The 24272-nt window shown below is 45.8% G+C and carries 23 protein-coding genes and 1 tRNA gene; 17 read left to right on the top strand and 7 right to left on the bottom strand.

Annotated elements, in window-relative coordinates; genetic code table 11:
- The gene (locus tag PEPTYR26121_RS05520; protein WP_180500071.1) at positions 1-1020 is read left to right on the top strand and encodes a hypothetical protein; all 1020 of its coding nucleotides are present in this window, start codon (positions 1-3) and stop codon (positions 1018-1020) included.
- A 31-nt stretch (positions 1021-1051) separates the two neighbouring features.
- On the opposite strand, the gene PEPTYR26121_RS05515 is transcribed toward PEPTYR26121_RS05520, so the two are convergent.
- On the bottom strand, positions 1052-1828 hold the full coding sequence (locus tag PEPTYR26121_RS05515) for a PhzF family phenazine biosynthesis protein (RefSeq protein ID WP_180500069.1): 777 nt from the start codon (positions 1826-1828) through the stop codon (positions 1052-1054).
- 12 nt (positions 1829-1840) lie between these two features.
- Positions 1841-2773, bottom strand: coding sequence for a YihY/virulence factor BrkB family protein (locus PEPTYR26121_RS05510; protein ID WP_180500067.1), 933 nt, complete (start codon positions 2771-2773; stop codon positions 1841-1843).
- A gap of 74 nt (positions 2774-2847) precedes the next feature.
- On the opposite strand from PEPTYR26121_RS05510, the gene PEPTYR26121_RS05505 reads away from it, so the two are divergent.
- Together PEPTYR26121_RS05505 and PEPTYR26121_RS05500 are read left to right on the top strand one after the other, a co-directional pair.
- A complete protein-coding gene (locus PEPTYR26121_RS05505) occupies positions 2848-3543 on the top strand; it encodes a response regulator transcription factor (RefSeq protein WP_180500066.1) in 696 nt (231 codons plus the stop codon).
- Positions 3543-4814, top strand: coding sequence for a sensor histidine kinase (locus tag PEPTYR26121_RS05500; RefSeq protein WP_180500064.1), 1272 nt, complete (start codon positions 3543-3545; stop codon positions 4812-4814). Before PEPTYR26121_RS05505 ends, PEPTYR26121_RS05500 begins: the two co-directional genes overlap by 1 nt.
- Positions 4815-4861: 47 nt before the next feature.
- Here the strand turns inward: PEPTYR26121_RS05500 and hpf are convergent, their stop codons facing one another.
- On the bottom strand, positions 4862-5407 hold the full coding sequence (gene hpf / locus PEPTYR26121_RS05495) for a ribosome hibernation-promoting factor, HPF/YfiA family (RefSeq protein WP_180500062.1): 546 nt from the start codon (positions 5405-5407) through the stop codon (positions 4862-4864).
- Between the two features lie 133 nt (positions 5408-5540).
- Here hpf and PEPTYR26121_RS05490 point away from each other — a divergent pair, with 133 nt between their 5' ends.
- From PEPTYR26121_RS05490 to lepB, 13 genes are all read left to right on the top strand, one after another.
- Positions 5541-6452: an FUSC family protein gene (locus PEPTYR26121_RS05490; protein ID WP_180500060.1), complete on the top strand. Its 912-nt coding sequence runs from the start codon at positions 5541-5543 to the stop codon at positions 6450-6452.
- Positions 6445-8106: a hypothetical protein gene (locus PEPTYR26121_RS05485; RefSeq protein WP_180500058.1), complete on the top strand. Its 1662-nt coding sequence runs from the start codon at positions 6445-6447 to the stop codon at positions 8104-8106. The genes PEPTYR26121_RS05490 and PEPTYR26121_RS05485 overlap by 8 nt, the downstream gene beginning before the upstream one ends.
- Before the next feature lie 33 nt (positions 8107-8139).
- A complete protein-coding gene (locus PEPTYR26121_RS05480) occupies positions 8140-9528 on the top strand; it encodes a stalk domain-containing protein (protein WP_180500056.1) in 1389 nt (462 codons plus the stop codon).
- 10 nt (positions 9529-9538) lie between these two features.
- A complete protein-coding gene (locus PEPTYR26121_RS05475; RefSeq protein WP_246285901.1) occupies positions 9539-10561 on the top strand; it encodes a polysaccharide deacetylase family protein in 1023 nt (340 codons plus the stop codon).
- 6 nt (positions 10562-10567) lie between these two features.
- Positions 10568-12082 carry a murein biosynthesis integral membrane protein MurJ gene (gene murJ / locus PEPTYR26121_RS05470; RefSeq protein WP_180500054.1) on the top strand — a complete coding sequence of 505 codons (1515 nt, stop codon included), beginning with the start codon at positions 10568-10570 and terminating at the stop codon, positions 12080-12082.
- 28 nt (positions 12083-12110) lie between these two features.
- On the top strand, positions 12111-13034 hold the full coding sequence (locus PEPTYR26121_RS05465; protein ID WP_180500052.1) for an AAA family ATPase: 924 nt from the start codon (positions 12111-12113) through the stop codon (positions 13032-13034).
- Complete coding sequence (locus tag PEPTYR26121_RS05460; RefSeq protein ID WP_180500050.1) at positions 13031-14755, top strand: vWA domain-containing protein; 1725 nt, start codon at positions 13031-13033, stop codon at positions 14753-14755. The genes PEPTYR26121_RS05465 and PEPTYR26121_RS05460 overlap by 4 nt, the downstream gene beginning before the upstream one ends.
- A 149-nt stretch (positions 14756-14904) precedes the next feature.
- Positions 14905-16044 (top strand): aminotransferase class V-fold PLP-dependent enzyme, encoded by a 1140-nt coding sequence (locus PEPTYR26121_RS05455; protein ID WP_180500048.1) that lies wholly within the window; start codon positions 14905-14907, stop codon positions 16042-16044.
- On the top strand, positions 16037-16267 hold the full coding sequence (locus PEPTYR26121_RS05450) for a putative Se/S carrier protein (RefSeq protein WP_180500046.1): 231 nt from the start codon (positions 16037-16039) through the stop codon (positions 16265-16267). The genes PEPTYR26121_RS05455 and PEPTYR26121_RS05450 overlap by 8 nt, the downstream gene beginning before the upstream one ends.
- 3 nt (positions 16268-16270) lie before the next feature.
- Positions 16271-17035, top strand: coding sequence for an acyl-CoA dehydratase activase (locus PEPTYR26121_RS05445; protein ID WP_180500045.1), 765 nt, complete (start codon positions 16271-16273; stop codon positions 17033-17035).
- 20 nt (positions 17036-17055) lie between these two features.
- Positions 17056-18216, top strand: a complete 1161-nt coding sequence (locus PEPTYR26121_RS05440; RefSeq protein ID WP_180500043.1) for a double-cubane-cluster-containing anaerobic reductase — start codon at positions 17056-17058, stop codon at positions 18214-18216.
- Between the two features lie 91 nt (positions 18217-18307).
- Positions 18308-19000, top strand: coding sequence for a hydroxyacylglutathione hydrolase (gene gloB, locus PEPTYR26121_RS05435; RefSeq protein ID WP_180500041.1), 693 nt, complete (start codon positions 18308-18310; stop codon positions 18998-19000).
- 273 nt (positions 19001-19273) lie between these two features.
- The gene (lepB, locus tag PEPTYR26121_RS05430; protein WP_180500039.1) at positions 19274-19843 is read left to right on the top strand and encodes a signal peptidase I; all 570 of its coding nucleotides are present in this window, start codon (positions 19274-19276) and stop codon (positions 19841-19843) included.
- 222 nt (positions 19844-20065) lie between these two features.
- Here the strand turns inward: lepB and PEPTYR26121_RS05425 are convergent, their stop codons facing one another.
- Entirely contained in the window at positions 20066-20554 is a 489-nt protein-coding gene (locus tag PEPTYR26121_RS05425; RefSeq protein ID WP_180500037.1) for a ferritin family protein, read from the bottom strand.
- Between the two features lie 141 nt (positions 20555-20695).
- Between PEPTYR26121_RS05425 and PEPTYR26121_RS05420 the strand changes: the two genes are divergently transcribed.
- Positions 20696-20772: transfer RNA gene (locus PEPTYR26121_RS05420), tRNA-Pro, on the top strand.
- A 123-nt stretch (positions 20773-20895) separates the two neighbouring features.
- On the opposite strand, the gene PEPTYR26121_RS05415 is transcribed toward PEPTYR26121_RS05420, so the two are convergent.
- The 3 genes from PEPTYR26121_RS05415 to PEPTYR26121_RS05405 form a co-directional block, all read right to left on the bottom strand.
- Positions 20896-22035 (bottom strand): tyrosine-type recombinase/integrase, encoded by a 1140-nt coding sequence (locus PEPTYR26121_RS05415; RefSeq protein WP_180500035.1) that lies wholly within the window; start codon positions 22033-22035, stop codon positions 20896-20898.
- Between the two features lie 118 nt (positions 22036-22153).
- Positions 22154-23509 carry a GIY-YIG nuclease family protein gene (locus PEPTYR26121_RS05410; RefSeq protein ID WP_180500033.1) on the bottom strand — a complete coding sequence of 452 codons (1356 nt, stop codon included), beginning with the start codon at positions 23507-23509 and terminating at the stop codon, positions 22154-22156.
- A gap of 25 nt (positions 23510-23534) precedes the next feature.
- Positions 23535-24158 (bottom strand): LexA family protein, encoded by a 624-nt coding sequence (locus tag PEPTYR26121_RS05405; RefSeq protein ID WP_180500031.1) that lies wholly within the window; start codon positions 24156-24158, stop codon positions 23535-23537.
- Between the last annotated feature and the right edge of the window lie 114 nt (positions 24159-24272).

Raw genomic sequence — 24272 nt, 5'->3', positions numbered from 1 at the left:
ATGGGTCGAAAGCTTTATAAAATGGGGAGAGCTATCCTTTTTTGCCTTCTCGTTTTTTTCATGCTCCTACAACTCAATAGGATTTTCATCCGAAAGTCTCTGGAAAGGCCCTGGGATATGAGCAATAAAATCGGCGGCTTTTATAATTCCGTCGACGATTACGATATTTACTTCCTCGGCACGAGCCACAGTTACTGCTCCTTTAATCCCTTGGCTCTATATGAAAATACGGGGATGAAATCCTATGTCCTCGCCACGCAAAAACAACCTTTGGGCGCCACCTATTACTATATGAAAGACGCCATAAAAAGACGGGAGCCGAAATATGTGGTTGTCGACGTTTTCAGTTGCCTTTTAAAAGGGGAAGCGGACGAAGGCGTGGTTCACTCCTATACAGATGACATGCCTCTGAGCTTTAATAAACTGGCCATGATTTATCGCGTCGTCCCTCGGGGAATGAAGGCCGAGGCCCTCTTCCCGTTGATCAAATATCACGATCGCTGGGGCGAGCTTAAGCCCAAAGATTACCACACTCGCTACGAAGATTATGAGGATCCTTATAGAGGCTATGTGGCATTGGCAGGCCATAGCGAAAAATTTCAGGAAGATCTGACAGGCGAATCGAAGAAAAATATAGCGCCGGCTATTTCCGATGAGGTCAAAAACTACTTGCTTTCCATGGGGGAATATTGCACCAGGCGAGGTATTCAGTTGGTACTCGTTAAAACGCCCACCTGGGAAGAGGAAAGTTATAGCGACCGACTGAAGGAATTGGAGGTCTTTATAAAACACCAGGGATTTGCCTATATTGATTTCAATCCGTCGAAAGATGCTATGAATATAAAGCCGGAAGATTACTACGACGGCTACCATCTAAATACGGTGGGGGTCGAGAAGTTTAATACCTACCTTACCGACCTGATGAAAGAAAAGGGCATGGTAAATGACGGAGTAAAAGACAATCGGTGGCTCGTAGAGAGAGAAAAACAGAAACAAGAATTTGAAAATTTTGCGCAATAAAAAAGACGAGGATGACTCGTCTTTTTTTGTGTTAATAATGGATTTGTCCTCTGGAGTAGAGCACGGCGTTTCCGGCGAGGGAAACGCGATCGCCCTCCACTTTTGTGTGTAAGACGCCGCTCCGTTCGCTGGCTTGGTAGGCCAGGATATCTTTTTTGCCCAGCACTTCGGACCAATACACGGAAATATGGCAGTGGCCCGATCCACAGACGGGATCTTCATCTACGAGTAGTTTCGGTGCAAAGGAGCGGGAGATGCAGTCGTATTTATCTTTTCCTTTTTGAGTAATGTGAACGATAAGGCCGTCGAGCTGTTCGATTTTTTCCATATCGGGCTCGGCGCCTTCAATATCGAAATCTTCGTCCATTACGAGAAGGAGATCTCGGCCCTTATAAGCTTCTAAGGGTTTTCCGCCGACGGCTTCTTCCATTTCTTGTGTAACGTCAACCTTTTTAAGTTCGTAAGCGGGAAAGTCCATTTCATAGAGATCGCCTTTTTGCGTAACTTTGAGCTGTCCGGATTTCGTGTTGAAGACAACATTGTCTCGGTCTCGCTCCACAATGTTTAAGACGATAAAGGCGCTGGCCAAGGTGGCGTGTCCGCAAAGGTCGATCTCATCTTTCGGCGTAAACCAACGGAGCAAATATTCGTCCCGCTCCTTGGCGATAAAGGCGGTTTCGGAAAGATTATTTTCCTTGGCGATTTTTTGCATAGTTTCGTCGGTAACAGGCCGGTCGGGAAGACAGACGGCGGCGGGATTACCTTTAAAAACTTCATCGGTAAAAGCGTCGACTATAAACTGTTTCATTATGAGATCCTCCTAACAAATGCGTTCGTGTCGGGACACGACGCCGTCAAATAGCGTTTCTTTTCGCGGCCAGGACGTGCCGCTGTTTTGTATGGTGTAGAGAGTCGCCTGAAGGGCACCTCCGAATAAAAGCATAAGGCCGAAGAGATAGAGCCAAACCAGGAAAATAATCATACCGGCCAGGGAGCCGTAGGTATTGGAATAGCTCGAGAAATTGGATACATAATATCCGAAACCCTGAGTGGCTAAAATAATAACCAGCGTCGTAAAAGCGGCACTGATGGCCGCAATCCGCTTCGAGGATTTGTAACCTTCGGGCCATTTCGGCGCCAGGTAATACAGAAAAAAGAAGCTGATAAACATAAAGACCAGGGGAATCAGATTCATTAAAAAATTGATGAGCCGATAGGTTCGGGGCGGGAATTTCAAAAGATTAAAGATAAATTCTAAAATATTACTTCCCACAACCTGTGTAGCGAAAATTAAAATAATAAGTGCGAAGAGGGCGATGGTCATGAAAAAAGCCAGGACCATCAGTGAAACGATGTTTCTGTCTTCCGTAAGATTAAGCACATCGTTTATAGTTCGAATGACCTGTTTAATTCCCTTGCTCGCAATGAAAATCGAACCGATCAGGGAGATCGAGAGCAATGTGGAGGAAGAATTTAATTGAAGGTCTCGGAGAAAGTTTAAAATTATATCTTTTACCGAGGGCGGGAGTTGATTGACCCCTTCGAAGACTTTATTCAGATAGTCGACATTTACGTGACTCACGATATTTAATAAGGCGATAAAAAAAGGAAAGATGGCCAATATTAAAAAGTAAGAGAGTCCGGCGGCATGCTGAAATAAATCATTGTGTAAAGTATGGTATAAAAAAATATCGAAAAAAGCGAAGGGCTTTTTTCTTACCAAAGCTTTAAGTTTTCTTTTCCACTTGTTCATGTTTACTGTTTCCTCCATGGAGCGATTATACCATAATTATGATAAAATAGACGCAATATAATGAAGGAGGAGCTATGCAATACAATGTTTTAGTTTGCGACGACGAAGTGGATATTGTCTCCGCAATCAAAATTTACTTAGAGGCAGAAGGTTATAAAGTCTTCGAAGCCTATAACGGTTTGGAAGCGTTGGAAATTATGGAAGAAGAGGATATCCATTTGATCCTCATGGACCTTATGATGCCTAAAATGGACGGCATGAGCGCCATCGTCAAAATTCGCGAGACCAGTAATATACCCATCATCATCTTGAGCGCAAAAAGCGAAATTACAGATAAGATCATCGGCTTGAATATGGGGGCCGACGATTACATTATCAAGCCCTTTAACGCCGTAGAACTTATTGCGAGAGTCAACTCGGGCATTCGCCGCTACACATCCTTAGGCGCTGCGGAAATCGACGACGGCAATTATACCGGCGGCCGCATTACACTGGACGACCACGCCAAAGAAGTGCGGGTCGACGGAAAGATCGCAAATCTTACGCCCCACGAATATAAGATTTTACGACTTTTAATTCGCAACAAAGGCCGGGTCTTTTCCAGCGATGAAATCTACGAAATCGTATGGGAAGAAAGCGCCCACGATGTAAAAAAAGTTATTTCCGTTCATATTTCCCACTTGCGGGACAAGGTGGAAATCAATCCGAGAAAACCCGATTACATTAAATCCGTCTACGGCATGGGCTATAAATTTGAGGATGTCGATTAATGTCCGACACCACCCTGGAATTGAAAGAACGCTTTAAGCGATGGTTTTTTAAATACAGTCGGGAAAGTTATCTGGAAATTATTTGGCTGGACACCTGGTTTTTAATCGCTATTTTCAATCTTTTTAAGATAGTCCTCGGTGATCAGGCGGCATACGATCCCTCTCGTTCGCCCTGGTATTTACTCCTCGCCATCATGGTGGTCGTCGTATTTTGGATGATCAAACTCTTTATGACTACCACATCACGCACATGGCTTTTCGGCTATCTTATACGGGAACATAAAAAAGAGGGGATTTACAAATACTTCGCCCTGGTAAACACGGTGCTCGCCCTTTACGGCCTTATGATTTTGACGGGCTTTCCCATCGTATATGGCGTTGTTCTCATGCCTGTATTGCGCCTGATGATTATGGGGGAAGACGAAGTCATTCAAAATAGAATTCTTCGCGCCGCCATTGCCGAGACTCAAAGCTATGTGGATATTACAGCCTTTTCTCCCATGATGAAAGAGGCCACTTACGAATGCTTAATGGATCTTACCCGAATTAAGGACTCCATGTACCAGGCGGCTCAAGATCAAGTGAAGTCTCAGAAGATGAAGACGGAGCTTATCACCAATTTAAGTCACGATTTAAAGACGCCCCTTACGAGCATCATCAACTATGCGGATATTTTAAGTAAAAAGGAAACCATGGACGAAGAGGCTAGGAACTATATTCGTATACTCGGGCGAAATTCCGAGCGTCTAAAGAGCATGATCGTCAATTTAATCGACGCCTCGAAAACGGGAAGCGGCAACATTACCCTGGAGCCGGTGATTATCGATTTCAACGAACTTGTCAACCAAATTTACGGCGACAGCGCGGCGGATTATGAATCGAGAAATTTGAATTTTATCTACAAGACCGATTCGGAAGACATTCCCATCTATACCGACGGGAATGTATTGAGTCGGGTGATTCAAAACCTCTTCAGCAATGTGTACAAATATGCGAAACCCGATACGGATGTACTGGGCCACGCCTCCGTCGTAGGGGATAAAATCTTCTTCAGTTTGAAAAATAAATCGAAAAATAAAATAAATATATCTAAAGAGGAGCTTCAAAACCAATTTATCCGCGGCGATAAAAGCCGCACCACCGAGGGCAGCGGCCTGGGTCTTTATATCGCTAAAAACCTCGTGGAAATATTGGGCGGCGAATTTCGCGTCGTCGTCGATGACGATGATTTTCAAGTGTTTGTAGAGCTTCCTAAAGAAATTAATCCGTAAATAAAAAAGTTCCCTGACCGCATCGGTTCAGGGAACTTTCTGTGATTTTATCGTGTGTAATCGAAATCGATTCGGCCGAAATTACCGTCCCGTCGTCTGTAAAGAAGAGCGGGCTCGCCGGCGTCGGCATCCAGGAACACGAAGAAATTATGGTTCAAGAGTTCCATCTGAAGAAGGGCTTCTTCTTCCAGCATGGGATTTAAGTGGAACTCCTTGCGTTTTGTAATAATCTTGCCTTGATGATCCTCTTCGCTTTCGGGAAGGGATTGATCGAAGTTTTCGAAACGAATGGACTTCGTATCCTGTTGGCGTTTTTTCAAACGTGTTTTATATTTACGAACTTGGCGTTCCAATGCGTCTACGGCCAGGTCGATGGAAGCGTACATATCTTCTGTGGTCTCCTCGGCGCGGACGATAGTGTTCGGTAAGAAGACGGTGATTTCAGTGGTGTGATCACCTTTAACCGCAGCGAAGGTAACTTTTGCCTCCACCTCTTCGGTAAAATATTTGTCCAATTTCGATAATTTCTTTTCGGCTTGGTTTTTCAGAGCCGATGTTAAATCGATGTTTTTGCCGTAAAATTCAATACGCATATAAACAACTCCTCTCACTTCTTTTTTATTATGTACCCGATTTTTAAAAGTTGAAACGTCGGTTTAACTTGAAGTATTCAATGGTTTTGCTATACTTTTCCTATAATCGACTCTGGAGGGATACAAATTCAACATGCCAAATAAAAGAAAGATTCCCCGTATCGGAATGCGCACCTTTAAAACCGCTCTTTCCGTCGTGGTGAGTCTGTTTATATCCAATCTTATAGGATTAAATACGCCGCTTTTTGTCGCCATTGCTTCTATGACGACGATGCAGCCTTCCGTTCACGAAACCCATCGGGCCGTGCGCCTTAGAATGTTTACTTGTGTCATGGGCGTCGTGCTCGGATATTTTCTCTCTCTGATAACGAAAAATCCCTATATTCGCCCTTTTATTGCGGGAATCGGGATTATTATCATCATCCTTACTCTCTTACACTTTAATTTAAATCGCTTTATTAATTTAACCAATATTATTTTTGTGGCGAGCTTCTCATCCAAGCAATCCCAGTGGGTTTACGGCGTGAACCGATTGCTAGGGACGCTCCTCGGCATTACCGTTTCCATGATCATTAACTACCTTATCGCCAAGCCTACCCCCAAGGTGAGCTTTGAGGCTCTTTTGGAAAAAACCTACGAGGATATTTTTTATCTGTCGGAATCCATTTTGCTCGCCGACGAAAAGCCGAAGTTGGACGGCCTTCAAAAGGAACTGAACCAGGCGCAGGATTCTTTTGAGCTGATTCGAAAAGAAATCGACGAACCCTTTGCCCGAGATGTGGATCTCGACGGGGTGGAGCGACTGCTGGAACTTTTTACGGAAGTATTCGTGTACCTGCAAGTATTGCTGAAGTTAAATATTACGGAAGCCAGATTTACCATGGAAAATAAGCTGATCATTCAGGATCTTTTCCATTACACGGAAATGTTTCAGGGCAACGATCAGGTCGTGCCGGATTTAATGGTGAATTACCATGTAAATGCCGTACTGACTCATTTAGAGGAAATTCAAAAACTATACGATGAAGGAGTAACTCATGTCTAATGAAAACAGCTGGATCAAGACCTTGGCCGATTTTGAAACCATCGTCGATTCTGCCCGCTATAGCATATCCATGGACGATCTGTTCGACGACGATATGCTTTACGAGCCCATTCGCGAAACCGTGTCCGATTTCGATATGGCCAGCTGGCTTATGTTCGACACCCTTGAAAACAGGGAGACTACGCGAGACTTAATGCACCAATTTTGGCGCCACCTCCACAAAGTACGGAGCGTGGAATATTATCTGGAGCCCTTCTTCGATTCCTACCTTTCCATTTACCGTGTAAATCACGTGGCGGAAAAGGGGATTTACATTCAAAACATCGCCATCGAAGAACCGGCGGTGGTGATTCATAAAACCGATGGGACAAAGGTCTTAAAGGAAGGGAGTTTGTTTTTCGGACGCATCCTCCACACAGAAAGCGGACACTTTGCCTTTCACATCGCCAATATGGTACCGGAGGATTTAGAAGAACGTTTTATGGGCAAGATCAAGGCCATGATGAATCTCCAGCCTCTTTTGACTCAGGATCCGGAGGGCTATGTCAAAAGCTTAAAAGACGGCAATCCCGATTTATTGTTTCTCTATGCATTGGGAATCGAGCAATCGCGGGAAGACCAAAGCGAAGAGCTTTATTACGGTTGGGTCGACGGAGAAGAGGACGAAGGGGAGGATCTCCTGAGTCTTGTGGCCCGCTTGGGGATCACCCGGGAAGAAGCGGTTGAAGATATTCACGTGCTGGAATGGATGGAAGATCGCCTCTATTTACAGAGTGGGCAATCTATGGAAGATGACGATTTTACGGAATACTTCTCCCTTATAGAAAAGGCCGCCGAGGAAGGCATCTTTTCAAGCGACGGTCAGCTTTTAAGGGTACTGGATTATTTAAGAATATGGACGAAGGCGGGAACGGACAGGGACGCTTATCGCTCGGTAATGAAAGCTCAGAATCAAGTTTTAAGCCTGAAGGCTCATCTGGAGAATACGGTTCACGGTTTTTACCGCTCCGCTGAATTCGACCGGGCTTTAAGCGCCACGCCGGAGGATTATATTTCGTGGATCGCTCAATACGACCGTTATTTGGAATGTTTTGTCGAATATTCTATGGAAGCAACCCAAACCGGCGCACTCAATCGGGATTCACTGGACAAGATATTTCCCTTAATCGGCGTCAAAATATCGCCGAAAAATCGTTATATACGGGAAGGGAGCTATCCGGAGCTCGTGTTTTACCGCGCCTTTGCAGAGCTCAAGGGGTTCATCGTTCGAGACGGGGGACGCTACGTCCATACGACGCAAATGGAGCGCTACCTGGAACTTTCCCCTCACGAAAAACTTTCCCTCTGGCTCAGTACGCTCCTTCATCCCGATCTTGAAAAAGAAGCCCCCTATTTTAAAGAGTGGCGAGTCGGCGAAGTGTGGACAAAACTGGAGGAGGAGAACTTTTTAAGTTCCCTTATGAAGATCCCTCAACCTGTAGACAAAAAGAGCCGCATAGAAGGTCTGGCAGTACAATTAGGCCAGGAACTGAAGCTTTATCGCCTGCTTTATGACGGCCGATACCATGTAGATCTGACGCCCGTCGGCGAAGCCGTCTTCCGGCGGATCGGCGCCATGGAAAAAGACAATGTGGTGCCTCTTTTTGAACAGTAGAAAGACAAATTTATGGGGAGAAAGGGGGAGGCCATGAGAAGAAAACTTTTAATCGCCGTCTGTCTGTTGGCCTTTTTGTTTTCGACGGCGGCCCTCCCTGCGGACACCGGAGAATCCTACTTCGAGGGCATAGACGAAAGGCCCTTGGAACTGTCGGAGCCCTTGTGGAATTTTTCCGTAGAACTTTACCTTTCTCCGAAAAAAGGGACGGGCACGGCCTATTTAAAGCATCCGCCGCGGAAAGCAGCCGGAGGCTATATGATCGCATTGGAAGATCTTCAATCCATCGTAGGGAAGGATAAAATCACTTACGACGAAGAGCAGAAGATTCTTACCGTAAATAAAATAAACCGGATCCAAATGGGCCTGGACCGACCGGCGTATATTAAACAGTCGGAGAGGCGGGCCATCGACCTTTATCCCACATACTGCGACAACATTCTCTATGTGCCCCTTCGCTTTTTGCTGGAAGAGATGGGCTATATGGTAAACTTCAGCCCGTCCGATGCGAGCGTACTCGTGACGCCGCCGGCGAAGAAACACAAGATCGTTCCCCTGCGCCTGATCGAGGTGGACAGCCTCTCTCCCTATGTGGATGGGAGAATGAATGGGAAGCTTTTGGATTTAAGCGGAGAAGACCTTATAGGCTGGGGCGAAAAAGTACCGGGAGCCATGGGATCTTTTTTCAGTATTTTAAATGACGGGCAACTTCAATACCACCGAAACCTTTTTCTGGAAGAGCCTTGCGATTACGATCGGGAAACGAAGTCTGCGGTAGCCATGGATAAATTCAGTGTCTATCGGTATAATATGGAAAAGGGAAGTGTCAAAAAATATGGAATTCCCTACAGTATGCGAAAAGCGAAAGACGTCAAGCTCGACGGCGATTATTTTTATTTCCGGACGGCAGACGGGATTTACCGATTCGACGGCGACGGCAAGGACTTGGCCCGCATTTTAAATCGGGCGGTCGATGACTTCAGCGTATCCTCGGGCCGCGTAGCTTATAAGAGCGACGGCTTTTTGTCCGTTCATGAGGACGACGGGGGTTGGCTCCTGCCCGAGGGAAATGTATCCCGCTATATTTTGAGCGATTCCTATCTCCTCGTCGACGACGAAGAAAGAGGACTCGTTAAAATATATGATTTAGAAAGTCGAAAAATCGCCTTTACTCTGACCTACGATCGTTCGAATGAACACAGCCTTCGCCTCGTGGGCGATCGCTACGTGGCCATCGGTCAGGGAAATAAGGTGCAGCTTTTAGATACGAAGGGCGACACTTTGCAATTTTTAGATTTAATCAATATAGAACCGACGATACGGGAACGTCGCATCGATTGGTTTTGGAACGGAAACAGTTTAAGAGGCTATGTTTACGCCGAGGGCAGGAAAATCGCCCAGTGTATTACAGTCCACCCATAAGGAGGATAAAATGGATCGAGAAGCCATGGATAAAGAGAGACGAGAGAGAAGAGCGCGTATTAAAGCCCGCCGCAGAAAGGCGCGAATCAGAGGCTTGGCCCTGGTCGTCGTGATCTTAGCTCTCGGAGTGTTTACCATTCAAAAATTAAAAGGCATGGGAGGCGGAGGAAATACCGCCTACGCCTACGGAGATCAGGCGGAATGGTTTGTCTTAAATAATTTAGACGCTTTAGACGATAAAAAAGCCTATACCCCGGAGGAGATAGGCAATTTACGGAATAATATTATTAACGATCGCATCGCCATTCGCTTGGCGAAAGGGGAAAATCACATTACCCGCGCGAAAGATTACGCTTATTCTGCCGCCGATATCTCCGATATTATCGAAGGCAAGATGGATTACACGGGCTCGAAGAAAATCGCCTTTTTAACCTTCGACGACGGCCCCAATCATAAGATCACACCTCAAATTTTGGACACATTGCGCGATAAAAATGCCCATGCCACTTTCTTTGTCGTGGGAAAACTCGTATCGGAAAAGACGAGAGATGTCTTAATGCGCGAGCTTTCGGAAGGCCACAGCATCGCCATGCACTCCAGCACCCACGACTATCACAAACTCTATCCCGGTCGCGTAGCGGATCCCGCCCGCGTCGAAAAAGAAGCGATGGACTCTCAGGCAGCCCTTCAAAAAGTTCTCGGAAAAGATTTTCATTCCGGCGTCTGGCGTTATCCGGGGGGACATATGAGTTGGAAGGGCTTGGAACCTGCGGACCAAAAGCTGAAGAATATGGGCGTATCATGGATCGACTGGAATTCCTTAAGCGGCGATGCGGAGCCGGCCAGTCGCCGACCCACTACGGAAGCAGGACTCGTGGACTTCTTAAACAAGTCTATTAAATCCAATGAAGATCAGTCCATAATGGTAGTCTTAATGCACGATGCGGAGAACAAACAATTGACCGCCAATGCTCTTGGAGAGATCATCGATCACTTGCGAGACGAAGGCTACGAATTCGGAATTTTAAAGTAGGTGCATATGCAAAAAACATCTATTCTGCTCATGATCATTACCGTGGGCACGAAGTTTTTTGGATTGGCTAGGGAGAAAGCCCTAGCCCATTTTTTTGGTACGTCGGACATTGCGAATATATTCCTCATCGCCTTTACCCTCCCCATGTTGGTGAGCAATTTAATTTCGGGCTCCCTCGCCGGAGGCTTTATTCCCATTTACACGGAAATACACCACGAGAAAGGGCGAGAGGAAGCCGACGGCTTTACCTCGCAACTGACGGTTATTTTGGCCGTTGCCGCTCTTATTTTAAGTTTCTTGACCATTATCTTCGCCCCTCAACTGGTGCGTCTTCTCGCAAGAGGCTTTCAAGGTTCTCTCTTCGAGCGCACGGTATACGTTACGCGGTTGACCTCATTAAGCATCGTCGCCATGGCGGTGTTTTCTATTTTCAAAGCCTATCTCCAGATCCACAATCACTTTATTGTGTCCATCTTCCACTCCGTGGTGATGAATTCCATTTTAATTCTCGCTATGTTCCTTGGAAGAGCTGGAGATCTCACCCTATTGGGAATCGGCATTCTCTTCGCCTTTACCTTTCAATATATATTCTTTTTGCCTTATATTAAAAAAAGCGGTTTTCACTTCCGCTTAAAAGGTTATAAAGAGAAGACAGGCCTTAAAAAGCTGCTTATTTTAATTTTGCCGATCTTTATATCCACATCGGTCTTGGAGCTCAATAATATCGTGAGCAAATCCCTGGCCTCTTCCATTGCTGCGACAGGCGTTCCCGTCATAAACTACGCCACGAAAATTCAAGGCTTCGTAACGGGTATTGTGGTGACGAGTATAATTACCGTCATCTATCCTCAAATGGCGAAGCTCGTAGAAGAAGAGGCAACGGATGAATTGGCCCACGTCTTCGGCAGAAGCCTTTCTTTGATGGCGGCATTGGTTTTGCCTGCCACTGTAGGCGTTGTGGCCTTTCACGAAGAAATCGTCAGGCTCCTATTTCAAGGAGGCGCTTTTTCTGCGGAAGATGTGGCGGTAACGGGGAAAGTCCTCCTCTTTTACGGACTGGGCTTTTTAGCTATCGGCATTAGAGAAATCGGCATTCGCATCTTTTACAGTAAAAAAATGGCCACCGTGCCCGTGGTGAACTCGGTATACATGGTGGTGTTAAATATCTTTTTGAATATTATTTTAGGAAAAATATTCGGTCTCAGGGGACTGGCCATGGGAACTCTCGTGGCTCTTTGGGTCGGGGGCATGGGCATGCTCCTTCATTTAAAAAAATCCATGGGGACTCTGGGCCTTAGAGAATACGGAAAAAATATGGCGAAGATCCTATCGGCTTCCATTGCCATGGGGATCGTCGCCAAATTGACCGAGGGTTTTTTAATGAATTATATCTCCCCTAATTTAAGTTTGATTATAGCCATCGTGGTCGGTGCAGGTGTGTACGCACTCCTGGCCATCGCCATGGGTTTTAAAGAATTAGAAGCTGTTAAAAGCTTTTTAACGAAAAAGAAAAATTCATAGATCATCTCGGGATTGGAGAAAGGAAAATATGAAGAGAGAAGAATTAATTACATTTTTACAAAAACAAGGTATCGATCAGAAATTACTCGACGAGGTGGAAGAGTTTGTAAGAAATCACCCGGTGGATCCGAAATATGAAGACAGAATCCCCGAATCCATCTACCGCTATTACGGCAAGACCATTTGGGAGAAAGCCATTTACGCTATTCTATCCGGCTATCACATTCTCCTTTCCGGGCCGAAAGCTACGGGGAAAAACGTGTTCTCCGAAAACCTCGCCCAATTATTTAATCGCCCCATGTGGAATATGTCCTTAAACGTTAATGTGGACAGTGGTTCTTTAATCGGCGTGGACACCTTTAAGGGCGGGGAAGTCGTACTAAAAAAAGGGCCGGTTACCTTGGCGGCGGAAGAAGGGGGATTCGCCGTATTCGATGAGATTAACATGGCGAAAAACGAATCTCTCTCCGTGGTCCACTCGGCTCTGGACTTTCGCCGCATGATCGACGTCTCCGGCTACGACCGCATTCCCCTGGATGACGCTACCCGCTTTATCGGCACCATGAACTACGGTTACATGGGTACCCGGGAATTAAACGAGGCGCTGATCAGCCGCTTTATGGTCATCGATATGCCCATTTTGGAAGGGGAAGGACTCAAACAAATTTTGCGGGAAGAAACTCAGCTTAATGAAGAGGGTATGATTCTCTTCGCCCGCCTCTTTACCGATCTTCAAAACAAGAGTCTGGAAGGGGAAATTTCTTCCAAGGCCGTGGATATGCGGGGGCTCTTCGGCGCCCTTACCATGATTGAGAGAGGACTGGATGTAAAGCCCGCCCTTACCATGGGCATCGTGAATAAATCCTTCGATCGCTTTGAAAAAGAAGTGGTGGAAGATGTAATCGACACCTTATTCTCCGACGATATGACGAAAGAGCAGTTGTTTCGATGAAACTTTCCGATAAACGTCGCCAGAATATTTATTGGACCGTAGGGGGCAATTACCAAAGACGCTACCACGGCAAGGGCAACGGCTTTGCCGCAGCAGAACAGGCCATGATTGACAGAGCCTTTCCGAAAAATCGCCTGGCGAATTTCGTGGCGAAAAATGCGGACAAACAGAGCAACGGAAAAGATATGCGAGCCGTGGCGAAGATCCTCGCTTTGGAATACACGAAGGATGCTTTATTTAAAGAGCGCCCCGGCGTAGCGGCGAAGGAGCAGAGGATTTATCGGGATCGCTTCAGAGCTCTGGAGTTTCAAAATAAGAGAGATCTCGCCGAAGAAATCGAAATGCAATACGCCGCCCATAGGATTCGGAAACCCATGACGGCGGGCACTTTCCTCGAGCCCTTGATGCGCAAACTCTTAAAGGGAAGCGAAATAAAATCGGAAGGGGAGTTTTATAAAACCCTCTCCGCCATTTGGAGAGAACATTTCCACGTAAACCCGACCCTCACCTTCGAGGTGGAGGAAAAAATAAGCGAGCCCGATGAACCTAAAGAGGAATATAAAGAGCCGCCCAAGAAAAAGCCTCGGAGCATTGTGGAAATGAAGCCTAAGATAGAGGACGCGGCGACAGAAGTCATCGAGTCGGCGGAGTTTTCCGGCGTCATTCGGGATACGTCGAAAGCGGTGGAAAGCGACGCCACCCTTTCTCGGGTAAAAAGCGATTCGGAAACAAAAACTCAGGACCGGGTGCGGAAACACTTCGGCTTAGAAGTGGGCGCGCCCGGGCAAATTCGCGCTTTGGAAAACAAAATCGCCACGGGACTGCACAAGGGCATGCACCTTCACGTCACCCGAGGGCAATTTGAAAACGACATGGGTGCTCGCTTTTTCGAAGATCAGATCATGGCACAGCGCAGAGAGACGGAAGAAGTTTACGAAAAAGATCGCCATCTCTATGAGCGTTCTATCTTCGAACTTCGTGAGATCCTCAGGAAAAACCTGCTGGACGATTCCTCGGAGGCGCCCATTCGCTCGGCCAACGGTGCCATCGATACGAGCCTTCTTTGGCGGCACATGGTCTTAAACGACGATCGTATCTTTAAAAAAAATCACTTCGAAGAAGAAAACTCCTTCGCCGTGGACATCCTCTTGGATATGAGCGGCTCCCAACAGGATCGCCAGGAATCTGTGGCCATACAAGGATTTTTAATCGTCGAAGCCCTGACGGCACTTCGCATCCCTACGCGGGTCATGGGTTTTTGCAATCTGTTTAATTACCAAATCATTCGCATCTTCCGCGATTACAAAGACGAGCGGAAAGAGAATCGGGAGATTTTCAATTACAAAGCCAGCGGTTCCAATCGGGACGGCTTCGCCCTTCGCTACGTCTTCGAAACCATGGATGCCATCGACGCGGACACCCAAGTGCTTATCGTCCTATCCGACGGCATGCCCAACGATCTCCTCTCCATCGGCCTGGACGCCAATAAAGGGGATGTGGTGGATTACGAAGGAGACGAGGCCGTATACGATACGGCGGCGGAAGTATTACAAGGCAAACTGAAACAAAAAGCCGTCCTCGGCGTCTTTACAGGCGAAGATGACGAACTGGATCAGGAGCGGCTAATCTTCGGCACGGACTTTGTGCGGATCAAAGATTTAAATCGCTTCTCCGTCGTCGTCGGGAAATATTTAAAAAGCGTCGTGGACCGCTTACAATAAAACTCTCCTGCGGGGGAGTTTTTTTAATGGGAAGTATAGATAAAATCATAAAAAGCAAGATCGTATAGAATTTTCAAATACATCAAGATTCCGTGCTATAATTGCCTTGAATTTGATATATTGGAACTAGATTCGAAAGGAGGGATCCGGTGATTTATTTAGATAACGGGGCCACCACCATGCACAAGCCCGACGAAGTCGTGGATGCCATGGTAGAGGCCCTATCCCATCTCGGCAATGCCGGGCGGGGAACGGGAGCCGGTGCTCTCGAGGCGGCGCGAATAGAGTATCGGACGCGTCAAATGCTTTCCGAGCTTTTTCGCGGGGAAGGTGCCAAATGCATCGCATTTGCCTTAAATGCCACGGAGGCACTGAACACCGCCCTTTTCGGCACGCTTACCGAAGCGGACCACGTCATCACGACGGTAACGGAGCATAACTCTGTCCTGCGTCCCCTTTACCGAATCGGCTGTGGGTTGGATTTCCTACCCGTAGATGGGACCCAAGTCGTCGACCTTTCCCGTCTCGAGGAATGCCTCAAGGAAAACACGAAGGCCGTGGTGGTTAACCACGCCTCCAATGTAACGGGAAATGTTTTAGACCTGGAGAAAGTAGGCGCCTTTTGCAAGTCCCACGATCTCATGTTTATCGTCGACGGTTCGCAAACGGCGGGGGCATACCCTATCGACGTTCAAAAAGCGAGGATCGACATTCTCGCCTTTACGGGGCACAAATCCCTTATGGGGCCTCAGGGCACCGGAGGACTTTATGTGGCACCGGGGGTGGAGGTAGAGCCCTTAAAAGTGGGAGGGAGCGGAGTAGATTCTTACAATCACGAGCACCCGAAAGCCATGCCCACGCGACTGGAGGCAGGGACCCAAAACGGCCACGGCATCGCCGGACTGCACGGAGCTCTGACATTTATTCAGCGGGAAACCGTTGAAAAAATTCACGCAAACGAAATGGAACTTCTCTCTAAGCTGATGAACAGCCTGAAAGATACTCCGAATCTTATCCTTTACGGCTCGAAAGATTTAAGAAAGAAGACCGCCGTCTTAAGTGTGAATATAAAGGGAGTATCTTCGTCTAAGGTAGGCGAGCTTTTAGAGCGCCGCTACGGCATTTTGACCCGCACCGGTGCCCACTGTGCACCTTTAATGCACGAGGCCATGGGTACGAAAACCCAGGGAGCCGTTCGCCTTTCCCTTTCCTATTTTACGACGGAAGAGGAAATCGAGAGCGCCGCATCGGCATTGAAGGAGCTTGCAAAGGAGTTGGGAAATGAGTGAAAAAGTCGTCATCGTTACATTTGAAAGCGTAACCGATGCCATGGCCATGGAAGAAGCGGTAAAAGAAGCGGGGCTTAATGGCGAGCTCATTCCTTTACCCGACGAACTTTCCGCCGGTTGCGGTTACGCATGGAAACATGAGCTCACCGAGCGCGGGCCTTTGGAGGCGCTCATGAAAGAAAAAGCATTAGATCACGATAAAATTTTAGAATGGGAGCGTTGAGCTGTGGAGTATATTGGAATCGACATCGGATCGACGGCTGCGAAAGTATGGGGTTTTGGTGACAAAGACATCCACTTCGTTCAACCTACAGGCTGGAGTTCGGTAGAAACGGCGCGGGGAATTGAAAATCACCTCATGCGCCAGGGAATCGATGTCCGAAGCGATGACGTGCGCGTCGTGGCCACAGGCTACGGACGTATTTCCGTCGACTTCGCCGATTTCGTCATCACCGAAATTACCTGCCACGGCCGGGGGGCCAGAGAGCTCGCCGGCGGGGATGTAGGCGTTATCGACGTGGGCGGTCAGGACACGAAAGTGATCCTCGTAGAAAACGGTATGGTCAAAGACTTCTTAATGAACGACAAGTGCTCCGCAGGCACGGGTAAATTTTTAGAAGTTATGGCAAACCGTTTGGCCGTCGATATGAGCGAACTTTTCGAGATGGCAAAAGAAGGGGAAGAGATATCCATCAGCTCCCTCTGCACCGTTTTTGCCGAATCGGAAATCATCTCCTACATCGGCGAAGGCCGGGATCGTGAAGACATCGCCGCAGGTGTCATCGACTCGGTGGCCAACAAAGTGGTGGCCCTCACCGGGCGTATGGATTTCCCGGAAACGGTCCTCTTAACCGGCGGGCTTAGCAATGTACCTTACTTTGCCGAAGTTCTTTCGGGAAAATTGGATCGCCACGTCATCAATCACGAAAAAGGTCAGTTTGCAGGCGCCATCGGGGCGGCTTGCTTGGCAAAAGAAAAGAAAAAACGTTAACGGAATATTAGGAGGAAACCATGGAAAAAATCATTAAAGACTTACCGGAAATTTTCGACGAATTTGCAGATGCCAGAAAAACCGGCTTCATGAATGTTAAAAAGATTAAAGATCAAGATATTCCCGTAGTAGGCACCTACTGTACTTATTTCCCTCAAGAAATCGCCAATGCCATGGGTCTTGCGACCGTAGGCCTTTGCTCCACAAGCGACGAACCCATTGCGGAAGCGGAAAAAGACCTTCCCAAGAACCTCTGCCCCCTTATTAAATCCAGCTACGGATTCGGCAAAACCGACAAATGCCCGTACTTCCACTTCTCCGACGTGGTCATCGGCGAAACCACCTGCGACGGCAAGAAGAAAATGTACGAAATGATGAGCGATTTTAAAGACGTCTACATTATGGAACTTCCCAACACCCAATCCGCAGATGCTCGCGAACTTTGGAAAAAAGAAGTTTACAAAGTAGCCGAATTCTTAGAAAAACGCTTCGACACCGAACTTACTTACGAAAACCTTAAAAAAGCCATCGAAATGACCAACGACATTCGTCGTGCACGTCAAGAGCTCTGCGAAGTAATGGAAAACGACCCGACCCCTATCGACGGATTCGACCTTCACTCCGTATTAAACTCCAACTTCTATAACTTCAATAAAGAAGCTATTCCCGGAGAATTAGATGAGCTTAAAGATAAGATCATGAATGAATATGATCCCTCCGAGCGTGAAAAGAAACCGAGAATCTTAATTACCGGCTGCCCCTCCGGCGGTGCACCGCAAAAAGTAATTAAAGCCCTGGAAGATAACGGCGCCGTCGTCGTAAGCTTCGAAAACTGCATCGGTGAAAAACAATCCCAATACTTCGTCGACGACACCGGCGAAACCTTAGATGATTTAATCGACGCACTCTCTAACCGCTATATCAACATCGGTTGCTCTGTCATGACGCCGAACCCGAACCGCTTCGAACTTTTAAGCTACCTTATGGACAAATACAAAGTCGACGGCGTAGTGGAAATCGTCTTAACCGCCTGCCACACCTACAATATCGAATCCTCCGCGATTCAAAAATTCTGCAACGAAGAAAAAGGCGTGCCCTATCTTGCTGTAGAAACCGACTACTCTCAAGCAGACGTCGGCCAACTGAACACCCGTTTAACCGCATTCGTCGAAATGCTTTAAACACAATAAAAAGAGAGCTCCTGCAGTGGGAGCTCTCTTTTGTTATGCGGAAAACCGGGGAGAATGGGTATAAACCTTATGAGGTGAAAATATGAACATTATTCCCGTACCGGCACTGTCGGACAATTATATTTGGTTAATAGAAAAAGATAATAAAATTCTCGTCGTGGACCCCGGGGAAGCCGATCTCTTACTGGATATTATGGCGTCAAAGGGCTACACTTTGGAAGCCGTGCTTTTGACCCATTGGCATCCGGACCACACCGGAGGGGTGGAGAAGCTCGTAAAGACTCATCCGGCGCCGATCTACGGATCGCACGAGACGAAACTAGCCACGGAAATCGTAAAGGGCGGTGAAACCCTGAGCCTTCTCGGCGAAACATTCGATGTCATCGCCACGCCGGGCCATACGGAAGAACATGTGGCCTATTTGAGGGGGAAAGATCTCTTTATCGGAGATACACTCTTCCTTTCCAGTTGCGGCCGCGTCTTCACGGAAGACTACAAATCGATGTTTGAAAGTCTGCAAAAACTAAAGGCGTTGGAGGACGATGTAAAAGTCTATTCCGCACACGAATATTCTCTCTCCAACTTGGAGCAGAGCGTAAAATATTTAAAAAATGATGCCACCGAAAGGGAGCTGGAGCGGGTGCGGAAACTAAGAGAAGAGGGAAAAGTAACCCTTCCCACCACCATCGGTAAAGAAAAGCAGGTAAATCCCTTCCTCGTCATCGACAATCAGGATGAATTTACCCGCTACCGAAAAGAGCGGGATCGCGGCTAATCAGAACCACCAGCTTTGCCGGTGGCTTGTTGCATTAGAAACCATCAGCTAAAACAGGGTTCCGTAGAAGCCAAAGGGCATAACAAAATGGAACCTAGTCTTCACTAAACTCATCAAAAGCTGACATGGAATCTAATAATATTAAACGAAATATGCGATGTATTTCTTGATAGTCGAGAAACAAATAGGATGTTGCATTACAAATGAGCTTGATTTTTCAATATGCTTCATGTACGATGGGTCACATAAGAGACTATGGTGGGATGACAAATAATGAAAAAAATATTTCGTGCTGCTAAAAACACTGATAAACTCAGAAGTATACGAGAGTGGGCTTTAACTATAGGAGTCGCTTTCTTATTGGCCTTATTTATCAGAACCTTTATTTTTCAGACCTCTCGTGTTGATGGAAGCTCTATGTATCCTACCTTTGAACATGGGGACTTATTAATTGTCAAAAAATATGAGGGTATTCTCAATCCTGAAGAATACACGAGGGGGGACATTATTATTTTCTCTCCTCCACTCAAAAACAATAAAAAATTATATATTAAGAGAGTAATAGCCTTGCCGGGTGACGAGATAAGCATAGAAGAAGGTAAAATATACATTAACGGCACACCTTTGAATGAATCGTACATCGAAGATGGTATGTACACCGAGGCAATTCATTTAGCCACATCTCATATTATTTCGGAAGATGAACTGTTTGTAGTTGGCGATAATAGACATCCTGGAGGAAGTATTGACAGTAGGACTTTTGGCGAAGTGCCTTTTAAGAATGTAGTAGGCAAAGTTAGCTATAGAATTTTACCTTTAACAAAAATTAGATATTTTGATTAGTATAACGAGAAAGACGGGGCGTAATGACTATGCCCCGTCTTTCTCGTTATATAGTTGCGTAAGAGAGATTAGCCGGTGGTTTGTTTGCATTAGAAAACCCCCGGTTAGACCGGGGGTTCCGTTCATGCTAAAGTGCACAACAAAATCGAGCAAGCGAATTGCTTACTCGATTAAGTCTAGCTTATGGGAATAATCTAAATCCGGGACGCTCTTTTCTTGCGCTTACATGCCTCGCACATTAAGCATATTATCGCGAATCCGTTCGGTTACCTTCTTAAGATGGGCTTTTTCTTCTCTTTCGATAATCTTTAATTCTTCCGGGGCGAATCGGGGGATAATATCTTGCAATTCCCGTACGATTTCCACAGTTTCACGTTCGATGCGCTCGGCAAGTTCGAACATTTCCATCTTGTCGCGGATCTTTTTCGCCTTTTCCAAAAGCTCTTCCGGTTTGGCGAGCAAACTGCGCTCTAAACGCAGACGGAAAAAATCATATTCGTCGGCGTCGACGACCCAACCGCCATCGGCTTTTGCCTGTTCGGCCAGTTTCATATAGGCTTTATGATGGTTGTCCTCGTCTTTCGCCATATTTTCAAAGTAAATATCGCCCATTTTAGCATCTTCTGCAATATGACGATATACCTTGGCTACTTCCTGTTCATTTTGGGCGAGCAAATGTAAAATTGCTTCCCCATCAACTCGTTGTGTCATATAGCCTCCTTCTAATTTTGCAATATTATATAATTGTACACTATTTAAGTGCTTACGTGTACTCTTCATACCCTTTCTAAAAAATTTTACTAAAGGAGTTGCAAAGATTTTACAAACTTGTTATAATCTATTTGTTGACGTCGAGATGTGGCGCAGTTTGGTAGCGTACATGTCTGGGGGACATGGGGTCGCAGGTTCAAATCCTGTCATCTCGACCAATTATGATAACGGCTGATTGCTTCTAGCGTTGCAATCAAGCCGTTTTTTATTTTTGCTTATTGTATAGTTACGTGTGGTTACTGCTGATTACTCCCCGACATCCCGATTTTTATCCCGATTTTTTATTTAACGAGTTTTAGTTTCGGTTTGGCGATTTCGGCCAGTATGTTTTCCGCCTCTTCGTCCACAGATCGTGTGGCGTGGATATATTTTGAGGTGGTTTGCGTCGAGGCGTGGCCGAGTTGCTTTGCAACGTTGGCGACTGGGATCCCTTTAGCCGCTAATATGGTCCCGGTGGTGTGCCGGATACCATAAGGCGGGATATAAGGTAGATCGTGCTTGCTGCAAAACTTTTTCAGGTATTTTCTAAAAGCATCTTGGACAAGATGATTGCCTTTGGAGTTGGTAAATACATAATTAGTAACGCCGAGGCTTTCGCTTTTTAGCCGCTCGAGTAGTTGGAGTAAACTTCCGGGCAACGGCTTTGTCCGGGTATCGCATGTTTTTGTGGGCTTTAAGACGTATCCAACGGATTCCCGGCTTAGAACAAGGGCTTGATCGATGGTAATCATACTGCGATCAAAGTCGATTTTGTCCCACATTAAGCCGTAAATCTCAGATGGACGGCATCCGGTGTAAAGTTGCAGAACAAAAAAGACATAATATTTAAAATCGCCTTTATCTTGGAGTGCCTCCATCACCTTATCCAGTTGATCGGGCTCGTAGTATCTTCCCTGCACTTGATTGGGTACGGGATTGATTTTAATATTATGCACGGGTGTCTCACTTATAATTTTTAGATCCTCGGCGTAGTTAAAGAGGGCTCTGAGGCAGTCCCTATAGTGTTTTATAGTTTTTGGCGATAAAGGCTCACCCGTTTTCTTAGAGATTACTTTTTTTAGGTGTTTCATGTAGTCGACGATATGGACCTTTTTTATGTCTTTGATTTTTTTATCGCCAAAGCGTTCCATAGTGCGACCCATCAAAAAGTCTTTATAAAAGTGGACAGTCCGAGCCTCCACATCAATATGGGACAAAAAGACATCGACAAATTGACGGTAAGTGATCTCGCTATAATCGACTGTTTCTTCCGGTTCTCCGAGTCGATCATAAATTTCGTTCTCCCTCGCCTGCATAAAGCGATTGAGGTCCCGCCCTTTTAAATTGGTATTATAAGTTACTGATTTTCTTTTTCTTTCCCCGTCGACTTGCCGTTCGACTTCCATCTTGTACTTGTTTTTCCCTATCTTTCTCCATGACATAAAAAATGCCTCCTTTCGTTTCGGAGGCTGTGATATAATATGGTTGCGATTGTAGGTCTATCATATCACGCCTCAATCCATGCCCTTTCCCGTGTCCAGACGGGGGAGGGCGCTTTTTTTATGCTTTTAAACTTTCTTTATATTCGTAGGCTTCGGGTTCCATGGTAAAGTTCACAGTGTTGTTGTGGTGCTCTAACACCAGTTTTTTCACCTCTTCTAGATTCACGTTGAAGAATTCTTTTCTTGGGTTTATTTTGTTTACAGCTTGATCTCTAAAGTGAGTATGCAGTAAATTTTCTAATCCCGGTGCATCGTCGGAGAAGATCATGGCATGAACATCAAAACTAAATGGCACGGATGCACTGCTTAATTCTTTGATTCTGTCCATCGGCTCCAAGCGTCGAGTTACGCCAATCTTGTATATGTTTTTTCCAAAACTTCCGATGTTGGATATAACATAAACATATCCGGCGCGTGTATTTTGCTCCCGGTCAAAGACGTGTTTTTTATCTTCTTCTAATAAGGAGAGCTTATCTTCGAGTTCTTTGATTTTGTCTATATACAACTGCTTTTCAACATCACTTTCTGATTTTTGCATATAGGCCATCAATTTGTTGATTTCACCGTTAAATTGCTTTTCTTCCTTTTCGATCTTTGCTTTTTCACGTTCAATTTCACGGCGTACTTTTTCTTCCTCTTTAAGCATTTCCCTCTGTTCTTGCCGAATGATTTTCTCTTGTTCAAGTTTTTTTGTCAGCTCGTTATTGATGGCAAGTTCGTCAAGCTTTAACTCAAGGATATTTTTGTCCAGTTGTACGCCGTCCACGTCGAATGCTTTATTCACCGTTTCAAAAGATTTTATAATTCGATCACGGGACTTGTCGGCATTAGCCAGCGTTAATTTATTCAAAATGTCGGTCGTTTCGGCGGAGAAGCATTTTGTTATTTGTCTAAACCGGGCATTGCGGACTTTGTCAGAGTCAATACTTTTCGCTTTAAAAGCTTTTCTCTCTTTAATCAGATCTTTTTCTTTCAGCTTTAGCATTGCCAATTCATTTTTAATTTCTTCGCTCGTCACGTCGGAATAATCTTTCGTATTGTCATACTCATAAATGACGCTTGATTGTAGTTCTCTATATTCTTTCTTTAGTTCTGCTAAATCATTTTTCAGCTTTTCTATATTTTTTTCTGTTTGCTTGAGTGATTTATCTTTGGATGCTTGCAATTCATTATATTTGTTCTCTAGTTCTGTTTTCTTATGAGTATATTCATTTTCAAGTGAGGAGGTTTTTTCCTCATATTCATTTTGTAGTTTTGCTATCTCAGCTTCGATGTCTTCGATGTTTTTAAGTTTAGCGGCCAATTCTTTTTTTACTGTTCTATATTTAAATAATCTAAGTAGTAGTATTAATCCGACGACAAAATTTAGCCCCGGAATAAAAGCAGCAATTCCTAAAACTATATCAAATACCATCACTATCTCCTTTCTAAAATCAAATCTACACTTTGCGTCTTATCTCAACCACTTTACCAACGATGGTAACTTCGCCGGGGTGAGTGTAGGTCTTAGGCGGATAGCCCGGATTCTCCGGCTTTAAGGTGATGGATGTGGGGGAGATGGAGACTCTCTTAAGGGTGGCGTCGTAACCGTTGACGTAACATGCGCATATATCGCCTGTTTCGGCGGAGGGTTGCAGACGGATCACCACTCGATCACCATCGAGCATCACGGGATACATAGAGTCACCTTTTACATCCAAGCCGATAAATCCCGCATCGCCTTTTACCCAATCCTCAGGGATGTCGATATAGTCGACGACGTCCTCGATGGCCTCCACAGGTGTGCCGGCAGGGATGCTCCCGACGACGGGGATTTTCACGGCTGTGGAGAGATCGACGGGTTTTAGCTCGCTCCCGTCAAATCCGACAAAACCTAACAGCACAAGAGGGTCGAGGTTTAAAGCGTTGACCAGAGCCTGCGCTTTATCTAAGCCCATGTTGCCAATGGTGCCACTTTCATATCGAGAAATGGCCGACTTGCTAACACCTATTTTATCCGCGAGTTCTTGCTGAGAGAGCTCTAAATATTTACGTTTGTCTCTTATGAGTTCTCCAATGTTCATTCCTTTCCCCTCCTTGTAACTATATATTATAGGAGAAATTGAAAAAAGTCAACGGATAAAAGAAAAATTTGAAAAATAAGTTGACAAAAAGAAACAAGGAATATATACTAAGGC

The sequence above is a fragment of the Aedoeadaptatus nemausensis genome (assembly GCF_903819165.1).
In the GTDB taxonomy this organism is placed as follows: domain Bacteria; phylum Bacillota; class Clostridia; order Tissierellales; family Peptoniphilaceae; genus Aedoeadaptatus; species Aedoeadaptatus nemausensis.
Note: the sequence above shows the minus strand (reverse complement) of the source record. Positions and strands in the feature narration are given on the sequence as shown.

What these genes read in the sequence shown, in the direction of transcription:
- PEPTYR26121_RS05520 (WP_180500071.1), top strand. Translation starts at nt 1, where the DNA reads ATGGGTCGAAAGCTTTATAAAATGGGGAGAGCTATCCTTTTTTGCCTT.
- PEPTYR26121_RS05515 (WP_180500069.1), bottom strand. Translation starts at nt 1,828, where the DNA reads ATGAAACAGTTTATAGTCGACGCTTTTACCGATGAAGTTTTTAAAGGT.
- PEPTYR26121_RS05510 (WP_180500067.1), bottom strand. Translation starts at nt 2,773, where the DNA reads ATGAACAAGTGGAAAAGAAAACTTAAAGCTTTGGTAAGAAAAAAGCCC.
- PEPTYR26121_RS05505 (WP_180500066.1), top strand. Translation starts at nt 2,848, where the DNA reads ATGCAATACAATGTTTTAGTTTGCGACGACGAAGTGGATATTGTCTCC.
- PEPTYR26121_RS05500 (WP_180500064.1), top strand. Translation starts at nt 3,543, where the DNA reads ATGTCCGACACCACCCTGGAATTGAAAGAACGCTTTAAGCGATGGTTT.
- hpf (WP_180500062.1), bottom strand. Translation starts at nt 5,407, where the DNA reads ATGCGTATTGAATTTTACGGCAAAAACATCGATTTAACATCGGCTCTG.
- PEPTYR26121_RS05490 (WP_180500060.1), top strand. Translation starts at nt 5,541, where the DNA reads ATGCCAAATAAAAGAAAGATTCCCCGTATCGGAATGCGCACCTTTAAA.
- PEPTYR26121_RS05485 (WP_180500058.1), top strand. Translation starts at nt 6,445, where the DNA reads ATGTCTAATGAAAACAGCTGGATCAAGACCTTGGCCGATTTTGAAACC.
- PEPTYR26121_RS05480 (WP_180500056.1), top strand. Translation starts at nt 8,140, where the DNA reads ATGAGAAGAAAACTTTTAATCGCCGTCTGTCTGTTGGCCTTTTTGTTT.
- PEPTYR26121_RS05475 (WP_246285901.1), top strand. Translation starts at nt 9,539, where the DNA reads ATGGATCGAGAAGCCATGGATAAAGAGAGACGAGAGAGAAGAGCGCGT.
- murJ (WP_180500054.1), top strand. Translation starts at nt 10,568, where the DNA reads ATGCAAAAAACATCTATTCTGCTCATGATCATTACCGTGGGCACGAAG.
- PEPTYR26121_RS05465 (WP_180500052.1), top strand. Translation starts at nt 12,111, where the DNA reads ATGAAGAGAGAAGAATTAATTACATTTTTACAAAAACAAGGTATCGAT.
- PEPTYR26121_RS05460 (WP_180500050.1), top strand. Translation starts at nt 13,031, where the DNA reads ATGAAACTTTCCGATAAACGTCGCCAGAATATTTATTGGACCGTAGGG.
- PEPTYR26121_RS05450 (WP_180500046.1), top strand. Translation starts at nt 16,037, where the DNA reads ATGAGTGAAAAAGTCGTCATCGTTACATTTGAAAGCGTAACCGATGCC.
- PEPTYR26121_RS05440 (WP_180500043.1), top strand. Translation starts at nt 17,056, where the DNA reads ATGGAAAAAATCATTAAAGACTTACCGGAAATTTTCGACGAATTTGCA.
- gloB (WP_180500041.1), top strand. Translation starts at nt 18,308, where the DNA reads ATGAACATTATTCCCGTACCGGCACTGTCGGACAATTATATTTGGTTA.
- lepB (WP_180500039.1), top strand. Translation starts at nt 19,274, where the DNA reads ATGAAAAAAATATTTCGTGCTGCTAAAAACACTGATAAACTCAGAAGT.
- PEPTYR26121_RS05425 (WP_180500037.1), bottom strand. Translation starts at nt 20,554, where the DNA reads ATGACACAACGAGTTGATGGGGAAGCAATTTTACATTTGCTCGCCCAA.
- PEPTYR26121_RS05415 (WP_180500035.1), bottom strand. Translation starts at nt 22,035, where the DNA reads ATGTCATGGAGAAAGATAGGGAAAAACAAGTACAAGATGGAAGTCGAA.
- PEPTYR26121_RS05410 (WP_180500033.1), bottom strand. Translation starts at nt 23,509, where the DNA reads ATGGTATTTGATATAGTTTTAGGAATTGCTGCTTTTATTCCGGGGCTA.
- PEPTYR26121_RS05405 (WP_180500031.1), bottom strand. Translation starts at nt 24,158, where the DNA reads ATGAACATTGGAGAACTCATAAGAGACAAACGTAAATATTTAGAGCTC.